The 9055-nt window shown below is 38.8% G+C and carries 7 protein-coding genes and 1 pseudogene; 2 read left to right on the forward strand and 6 right to left on the reverse strand.

Annotated features, from left to right (window positions below; genetic code table 11):
- Both ABYD77_RS15735 and arsH read right to left on the reverse strand, forming a co-directional pair.
- Positions 1-390, reverse strand: a pseudogene (locus ABYD77_RS15735) (Tim44 domain-containing protein); the annotation flags it as partial.
- Positions 391-544: 154 nt separating this feature from the next.
- Complete coding sequence (gene arsH, locus ABYD77_RS15740) at positions 545-1270, reverse strand: arsenical resistance protein ArsH (RefSeq protein WP_372771064.1); 726 nt, start codon at positions 1268-1270, stop codon at positions 545-547.
- A gap of 132 nt (positions 1271-1402) precedes the next feature.
- Between arsH and sigZ the strand changes: the two genes are divergently transcribed.
- Positions 1403-1945 carry an RNA polymerase sigma factor SigZ gene (gene sigZ / locus ABYD77_RS15745; RefSeq protein WP_372771065.1) on the forward strand — a complete coding sequence of 181 codons (543 nt, stop codon included), beginning with the start codon at positions 1403-1405 and terminating at the stop codon, positions 1943-1945.
- A gap of 33 nt (positions 1946-1978) precedes the next feature.
- Positions 1979-2476: an NlpC/P60 family protein gene (locus tag ABYD77_RS15750; protein WP_372771066.1), complete on the forward strand. Its 498-nt coding sequence runs from the start codon at positions 1979-1981 to the stop codon at positions 2474-2476.
- Positions 2477-2522: 46 nt separating this feature from the next.
- Here the strand turns inward: ABYD77_RS15750 and ABYD77_RS15755 are convergent, their stop codons facing one another.
- From ABYD77_RS15755 to ABYD77_RS15770, 4 genes are all read right to left on the reverse strand, one after another.
- Complete coding sequence (locus tag ABYD77_RS15755; RefSeq protein ID WP_372771067.1) at positions 2523-5285, reverse strand: tetratricopeptide repeat protein; 2763 nt, start codon at positions 5283-5285, stop codon at positions 2523-2525.
- 123 nt (positions 5286-5408) lie between these two features.
- A complete protein-coding gene (locus tag ABYD77_RS15760; protein ID WP_372771068.1) occupies positions 5409-7364 on the reverse strand; it encodes a methyl-accepting chemotaxis protein in 1956 nt (651 codons plus the stop codon).
- Positions 7365-7602: 238 nt separating this feature from the next.
- The gene (nth, locus tag ABYD77_RS15765) at positions 7603-8271 is read right to left on the reverse strand and encodes an endonuclease III (protein ID WP_372771069.1); all 669 of its coding nucleotides are present in this window, start codon (positions 8269-8271) and stop codon (positions 7603-7605) included.
- 392 nt (positions 8272-8663) lie between these two features.
- Positions 8664-9017, reverse strand: coding sequence for a GFA family protein (locus ABYD77_RS15770; RefSeq protein WP_372771070.1), 354 nt, complete (start codon positions 9015-9017; stop codon positions 8664-8666).
- Positions 9018-9055 lie beyond the last annotated feature (38 nt).

A 9055-nucleotide genomic window follows, 5' to 3' on the forward strand; every position in this document is an offset into this window, starting at 1 on the left:
CTGACCCATTGGTGGCATTCCCGCATATTGCGCTTGGCTTTGTGCTTTTTTCACCATCATCATTTTAAATAGTTTAAATAACACAAAGGCAACCAAGGCAATAATAATGAAGTCCATAAACTGGAAGCCTTCAAAGTCGCCGCCTAGCATAGCCGCAATTAAGCCACCCGCGAGTAAACCACCTAAAATGCCACCCATTAAGCCTTTTTTAGATGACTTTTTGGCAGGCAGTGTTGGATTAGTGGTATTAGTTTGTTCTTTTTGTTGTGTTGTTGTGGTCTGCTGCGTTTTTCCTTTGCTTTTGCTGCCGAATTTCTTGCGAGCTTCAGCGTCAAACGAAAACGATAAGGCAAGTGCGATTAACGCGAAAAACCATGCGAATTTTTTCATCAAATTATTCCGTATAAAAATGCTGTGAGCATTCTAAAATTCACACTTTGATAGTCAATAGTTGACTTGAGATTAAATACGTTAAAATTAGCCAAAAATAGATTAAATTTATCTTAAATCGCACCACAAAGATGTGGTGCGATTATCCAAGTATTTAATGGCAACATGCCTTTTCGGGCGTATTGATATGTTTTTTAAGTGTATTATTAAGCGCAGCAACTTCTTGCTTGGATGCATTTCGCTCACTAAATCTATCCACCATAAAGCTATCATGATCTCTTAATAAATACGTAAAACGCATCAACTCTTCCATCACATCAACCACTCGATTGCGATAATTAGACGCTTTCATCTCGCCAGAAGGTTCAAATTCTTGGTACACCTTAGCAATTGATGATTGGTTAGCAATGGTAAACATGCGCATCCAACGACCTAAAACACGCATATTATTTAACGCATTAAAACTTTGAGAGCCCCCACTGACCTGCATTAAAGCCAGCACCTTACCTTGTGAAGGGCGAATAGCGCCGGATGATAAAGGCAGCCAGTCAATTTGATTTTTAAAAACCGCTGACATATTGCCGTGGATCTCGGGTGAGCACCACACTTGCGCTTCAGACCAATTAGCCAACTCTCGCAGTTCTTTTACTTTACTATGTGAGGCCGATTCATCATTATCAAAAACAGGTAGGCCTTTTGGGTCAAAGATACGAACTTCGGCGCCCATATGCTCTAAAATGTTAGCTGCTGTCTGTATTGCCAATTTGCTATATGAAGTATTACGCAATGAACCGTACAGCATTAACACCTTTGGCTTGTGTGTACTCAATGCTTTGATTTCAGGTTTTAAATTGAATGTTTCGTTACTTAAAAAGTGCATAATGACTACCTTTATTATTTCATTTACATCTCTTAAGACGTGCGACATCGGCAAAAGACGAAAATTTTTCGTCCTGCTGTGAAAGTTGACGTCTTCTATGTACACTTTTTAGTAATAATATTAAGGCAGTAAGTGACAGTGAATATCGAAAATGTCTGGCAAGAATATCAACAAGCATTAAAAGGCTTTCTTCACAGTAAAATTGAAAATAAAGCAGATGTTGATGATTTAATGCAGGAAATTTTTATAAAAACCTACCAAAATTTGCATTTGGTTAAAGACATCAGCAAGGTCAAATCGTGGCTTTTTCAAGTTGCTAATAACACCATCATTGATTTTTATAGAGCACGCGCCAAACAACACAACCAAACTGAGACACCTCAAATATTGGATGACAATGAACAAGTCAAACATGATTTAATGAATTGCTTAGCGCCTTTTATTCAAAACTTACCGCAAGAGCAGCAAACATTGTTAATTGCAGTGGACTTGGAAAATGAAGAGCAAAAGGCCTTAGCGGATAAAATGGGTGTGAGTTACTCCACATTAAAATCTCGCGTTCAATCAAGCCGAAAGGCGTTACGTGCATTATTTGATGAGTGTTGCCACTTTGAATTCGACTATTGTGGCAAAGCGATTGATTATCACCGCAAAACTGAGTTCACCAAGCTTTAATCTTATTGCAACGATTTAAAAGGACTTAAACGCATGATGAAGACACCAACAAACACCTATTTATTATGGCTTTGTTTACTTAGCGTGATGCTAATAGGGTGTTCAAATCCCGTTTCAAAAAATATTAAACGCGATACAAACTCAACATCACAATTTAAAACAAACACTAAACATCAGCTCTATCAGCAGTTAACTGAATGGCAAGGTGTGCCCTATAAATTGGGAGGCACCTCTAAAAAAGGCATCGACTGTTCCGCCTTTGTGCAAAAAACGTATATCGACCATTTTGGTTTTTTGCTGCCAAGAACTACCTTACAACAAGCACAATTTGGCACAGCAATTAGTAAAGATAAATTACAAGCGGGCGATCTGATTTTTTTTAAAACTGGATTACGCAGCTATCATGTCGGCATGTATATTGAAAATCATCAATTTTTACATGCATCTACCAGTCAAGGTGTGATCTTATCATCGCTCAAAAACAGCTATTGGCAAAAAGCCTACTGGCAGGCAAGACGGATTGAGTTTTAAATTTATGAAACAATCAATAAATCTTAGTTAAAGAGTAAAAGCTAGATTATTTAATATTAGGCAGCTTAATGATATAACCCAATCCGCCTTGAGGATGCTGATAACATTCAATACTGCCATTTAAATCTTGAGTGATGTTGTTGTAAGCAATATGAAGGCCTAAACCTGAATGGCCGCGATGCCGTTTGGTTGTGTAAAACGGCTCGAAAATCCGTTTTTCTTCTCCTTTTTCAATACTTTTGCCATTATCAAAAAAATCGAGAGTAAGCTGTTGGTTTTCCCCTTCAATTTCACAAGTAATTTTTACAAGAGCTACATCCGCATGGAGCAGTGCGTTTTCAATTAGTATGTTGAATACTTGCGCAAGAGTTGCAGGATAACTGTAAAGTAGCGCCTCACCATGCAGTACAAGTTGCGCCTTTTCGTTATTAATTTGTAAGGTATTTAACGCCACTTTAAAGCTTTCGGTAAGCAAGTGGTTGATATTTATATTTTCCGGTCGTTGTGCGCTATTTTTACCAGCGAGTAGTTTAAAGCGCTCTACCAATTCGCCCGCTTTCCCAACACCACTTTCAATTAGCTGACTGCTGTTGTTTACATCGCTCAAGAAACTTTCAAAATCGTGACTGGAAAGCGTTTTGCTTTTAAATTGCGACTCTGTGGATAGCGTTTGCATTTTTAAATGACTTACCGCAGTAATGGCTGTACCGAGCGGCGTGTTAATTTCGTGGGCAAGCCCTGCAACCATACTACCAAGGGCTGCGTGTTTCTCAGCTTCAATAATATATTCTTGAGCCACTTCAAGCTTTTCAATGGTATGCATTAGCTGTTGGTTCATAGTGGCAAGCTCGGTTGTGCGCTCTAACACCCGCAACTCGAGTTCACTATTAAGCTCTTTTAATGCCACTTCTTGTTGCTTTAATTTGGTAATATCACGCTGCGTGCCTGTGATGCGTAACCCCTTTCCAGTTGTTTCATCAAATTCAACCACTTTGCCTCGGTCTAAAAGCCAACACCATTCCCCTTGATTATTTAAAACGCGATAACTGGCTTCAAAAAATGGTGTCTTGTTATTGATATGCTCAGCTAATGCTTGATTGAGGAATTGATAATCATCAGGGTGAACAAACTCCTTTAAACTGCTTGCATCTAGCCCAGTCGCCGTTTCAGAAAAGCGAGAATGACGTGGCAAATTTTCTCGTTTTATCTCCCCCGTTGTTAAATCCCAATCCCATAACGTATCACCACTTCCCCATAATGCTAAATTAAGACGGCGTTCGCTAAGCTCGAGTTCTTTACGTGCTTTTATTTCGAGTTGCATTCGGTTATGTTGCTGGACTTTGCGATAAATCAGCCAACTGATAATAAAAGTCGAAAACAGTAATAACGCGACCCAATTGCGAGTTGTTTCAACACTTTCCAACTCTGCTTGTTTTATTTTACTTTCTTGCTGTGCGAGTTTTAATTTCTGCTGAGCACTAAAAAGTTGATTTTCAACGATTAATGATTCTAACCGTTGCTGACTTTGTTTATCAAAAAGTGCAGCCTTTGTTGCTTGATATTCTGTTAGTGCATCAAGTGCTTGTTTATAGCTAGCTTGTTCCTTTAATGCATTTACTAACCCTTCATATGCCGCAAATGTTACTACGTTCTTTTTCACTTCCTTACTTAAATCAAGCGCATCTTGATAACTTTTTTGCGCTTTTTCATAGTTACTTTGGTTAAAATAAATGTCGCCATATTCAACATTTGCTTCCGCAATTCGTGATTTCGAATTGCGTTTTAAATAAATCGCCATGGCGTTGTCGAGATGGTTTAGAGCTGTATCAAGTTTACTTTGCTGCTTAGCAATACGCGCGCGATATAAGTAAGTCGACCCTAGTAACATTGGATTGTTAATTTGAGTCGCGAGTAATTGCGCTTGATCTAAATAGCGCTGAGCTTCAACTAAGTCGCCTTTTAAGCGATGGGTTTCACCTAAATTGTTATACGAATAGACCATACCACGTTGGTAGCCTATTTTTTCTTTTAGATTAAGCGAGCGTTTGTGTAAATTAATCGCTTCATCATATCGCTCTAAGTCTTTGTAAATTATGGCTGTATTATTATAAGTAATGGCGAGACGACGTTCATCTTGCATGCCTTCGAGTACTTTTAGCGACTTCAACATATTGTCGAGTGCTTTATCAAAATCACCAATAGTGCGATAAATAGCACCCAAACGCCCAAAGGTAACGGCTAACATGCCTTGATCTTTTAAAGCTTTAAAAACAAATTGGCTTTTATAAAGAGCATCAAACGCATTTTTGTGATCGTTCGCTGATAAATAAGTGTCTCCCAAGGATTTGTAGGCAAGGCCGATATTTCTATTATTAGAGTCTTCAGGGTACAGACTAATAATGACAAGCAAGTCGTTTATTGCATCTTGATATTGAGTAAGCTCAGCATACACCGAAGCACGAATCGCTAGAAAATCACTGTGTGTATCAACTGAAACACTGTGTTGATTAATCACTTCTAACGCACTTGTTAATAGCTCTATCGCTTTTTTTCTGTCCCCTTTGTATTGATAAGCTTGAGCGTAATAACTGTATACATGCACTTTGTCATCTGGCGTATTAATTCGCGTTAAAAGGTTATTTTTTTCGATAAACTCAATTACAGATTGCGGGTTATTAATTGCATTTACTTCTAAGAAAGATATAGCTTCGCTGGCAGGCGCATTTGCATCTGGCGGGGTAACTTGATTGGCTAAAAGCGATGAAATACAGCAAATATAAAAAATAAAAGACAGAGCAAAACGTGACATCGCATTCACCTATAACTGTTTCCACTAAAGTGTAGACCAGTTTTGCAGCTAAAGCTGTCGATACGTGTTTTGCCCGTCGAATAGCGTTTAAGATTGGCTTAGTATTTCACTAAGCCAATACTATTATTTTACATGGAAGCGATTCACGAGATTACGTAAATCCTCTGATAATGCAACTAATTGTTGCGAACCCTCAGCGAGTTCGTCAGCAGAGTGTGCAGTATGTTTAACCGAATCACTAATGCCAGAAATATCACGATTTATTTCGTCAGCAGCATCATATTGTGATAGTGCAGCGTCCGATATTTGTGAGATTAACTGTTTAACTGTGTTCACCGCACGGCTAATATCATCAAAAGAATTATGTGCTTTTTCAGCCTTTTCAATGGCATCTGCCGAGTGAGTTACACTGCTCGCCATTTTGTCAGAAACCAAACGCGTTTGCTCAATTAAACTGCTTAATACTTTATCGATTTCTTCTGTCGATTCATGAGAGCGCTTAGCGAGTGTGCGAACTTCATCTGCCACAACGGCAAAACCACGCCCTTGCTCACCAGCCCTTGCAGCTTCAATAGCCGCATTAAGAGCAAGTAAATTTGTTTGCTCAGCAATGCCACGAATAACATCGAGAATTTTAGTAATATTTTCACTTTCTTTTTCGAGCTGCGTCATGGCCTGTGATGATTCGCTTAGAGAATCATTTAGGCTAGTTACTTCCGTCACTGCCAATTTAACATCGTTATTACCTTCAAGGGCGTAGTGCTCGGCTTGCTCAATATCGCTCATTGCGATTGAGCAATCATCTGATACTTGCTTAGCTACATCGGCAAGGTTGGCTGTGCCTCTGGCAGCGACTTCACTACTACTTTCTTGTTCATGGCTCGCACGCATAATTTCAGTTACTTTTGCACCAGATGTTGTCGCCGATTGATTTAAGATTTGCGATTTATGATTTATATCCTTAACCAAATCATTAATCGTTGACAGAAATTGATTGAACCATTTCGCCAGCTGGCTAATTTCATCATTGCCAATCACATCTAACCGCTTAGATAAATCACCTTCCCCCTGTGCAATCTCTTTAAGCCCTGCTGACACTTTTTCAATTGGGTATACAATACGATTTGCAAGCACAACACCTACCACCACAAAACACGCGATCATGACTAACGCGATAATGCCGATAAACACTTTCATTTCAGAGGCTGATTGCAATATTTCATCTTGCTCAATAATGGCAACAAACCGCCAATTTAACTCCTCAGAGAAGTAGGTAGTCGCTTCTAACGTTTTACCTTGATTTTCAATGGTGAAAGACTTGCTTGATAAATTACCTGCTAGCGATTTATAAATTGGCGATGAAAGCTCTGATATCGGCTTAAAGTTATTTTGCGCATTGCGTGGATCGGCAAGCACAGTGCCTGAGCCATCCACTAAAATTAAATAGCCTGTATTGCCAATTTTAATGCTAGAAACAATGTCGGTAAGGGTTGCAAGCGTTACATCTAGCGATTGCACCCCAACAAACTGCCCCATTTCATTATTGATTGCTTTTGCAACAGACACCATCGCCTGCCCTGTTACCCCTTGGTATGGTTCGGTAATAACTGTTTTCCCTCGTGCACTTTGCGCCAATTTATACCACGGACGCTGACGTGGGTCGTAATTGCCTAATGGCTCTGCAGGGTATTGGATAAAACCGCCCTGCTCTGTACCTAAATAAACAAAGAGTAATTCTTGATGGGTTTTGCCAAATGTTTCGTAAAGCCTGTAAATGTCTGCCTCGCCTGGTACAGCATCAAGTGGCAACATCGACTTTTCAGCACCCATGTAAGTGGTAACATCACTTGGTACATTTTTAACTGCAGATGCCTGGGCAAGGAAATTGGCATTGTGTTTGACTTGCTGGAAAAATAAATTGAACCCTTTTTCCACTTGTCGTATTTCGGCATGTGTGGTAGCTAAGAAGCGGGTAAAACCATCACTTTTTGCTTGCGATAACGAGAGCATTGATATTGCTAAAATAGGAACAATTACGGTAATCGCAAATCCCGCAATAAGTTTGGAACGCATTTTCATAATACAGCCTTTATTGTTGTTTTTTAACAGCTAAACTATTTAACTATAGCTAGTTGCTATCGGTCTGAACATTAAAAATGTTAACAATTTGTCACTGTTAAAATCACAAATAAGAATTTTGAACTAACACTTAAGATAGCAAACAGAATTTATTCTGACACTGTGCCCCTAAAACAAAAACAGCCTATTTACAATCTAAGGCTGCTTTAATTATGTTTTAAACTGTTTAAAAACTGCTTTAAGGCTTTTTGATTATTTTTGCATGTTTGCGATTAGGGTAGCAGGTTGTGCAAATTGGGCACACCAAACCATGGCAACCTCGCGCTGTACAAAACTCACGTCCGTAATAGATTATTTGTAGGTGTAGGTCATTCCAACGCTCTTTAGGAAACAAGCGTTTAAGATCTTTTTCTGTTTGTTCTACATTTTTACCATTGGTTAAACCCCAACGCTGTGCAAGGCGATGAATATGCGTATCTACTGGGAATGATGGCACGCCAAACGCTTGCGCCATAACAACACCTGCAGTTTTATGACCAACCCCAGGTAGTGTTTCTAATAATGCCATATCTTGTGGCACCACCCCGTTGTAATCAGCGACCAAAATTTCTGACAAACGTTTTATGGCTTTAGATTTTTGCGGTGATAACCCACAAGGGCGAATAATCGCTTGAATATCTTCAACATCTTGCAACGCCATATCGAAAGGATTATCTGCAAGTTGCCAAAGTTTAGGCGTAACCTGATTGACGCGTTCGTCTGTACATTGCGCTGACAATAACACTGCCACTAACAAGGTATAGGGATCGTTATGATCTAATGGAATGGGCGGGTTCGGATAACGTTTTTCAAGATCGTCCAAAATAAAAGCAACCCGTTGTTCTTTTGAGAGGTTTTTTGAAGACACAACCAACTCCTAACAAAACTACAAAGCGGTAAAATACACTTTTTTAACAGCGGTTGCCAAGGGAAGATAGAATTGAAAAAAAGCTTATAATTTAAAATTAACGAGTTTTTGGGAAAAAGAAACTAACGTGGTATCAACTAATTACTTGATACCATAGCGTAAAACGAAATCAAATCGCCATTATTTACAGTATTGATCGCCATAATAATTATTTGGGTAATTACAGACTTGTTTAGGCTCAGTTACTGGAGCATTAAGCACTTGTTTTAGAGTGTGTATTATTGCATTCATATTTTGCTCTCCATTGTTTAATTCACATCACTAGTATGAAACTGAACATTCAAACAACAAAACAAATTAAAACGAATGTTACATTCAATTTTTTAAATGAATTACAATTCATTGCGACCATCAAAATATGTAATTGACAAGTCGCGCGGCTCTATGTTGTTAACACAGCCTAAATTAATGCGGTAACTGCCTGGTTGATAAAGTGTGTCGTGGAATGGGTAGATACCACATTGCTGACAAAAGTAATGATGCACATCATGATCGCCAAAGTGATACGTTTTTAAAAATGACTCACCAGAGAGTAATCTAAACCTGTCAGCACCGAAACATTCTTTCGACATAATGGCATTTTTACGAATACAAATGGAGCAATTACACTGTAATGCATCATAAATAGGTGCACTTTCAAATTCAAATTGCACCGCTTTACAGTGGCAACTTCCAGTATATTTCATCGTGGCATTCCTTATTCAAAGTACCACTGTATATTTAA

Source organism: Pseudoalteromonas sp. (assembly GCF_041629635.1).
Lineage (GTDB): Bacteria > Pseudomonadota > Gammaproteobacteria > Enterobacterales > Alteromonadaceae > Pseudoalteromonas.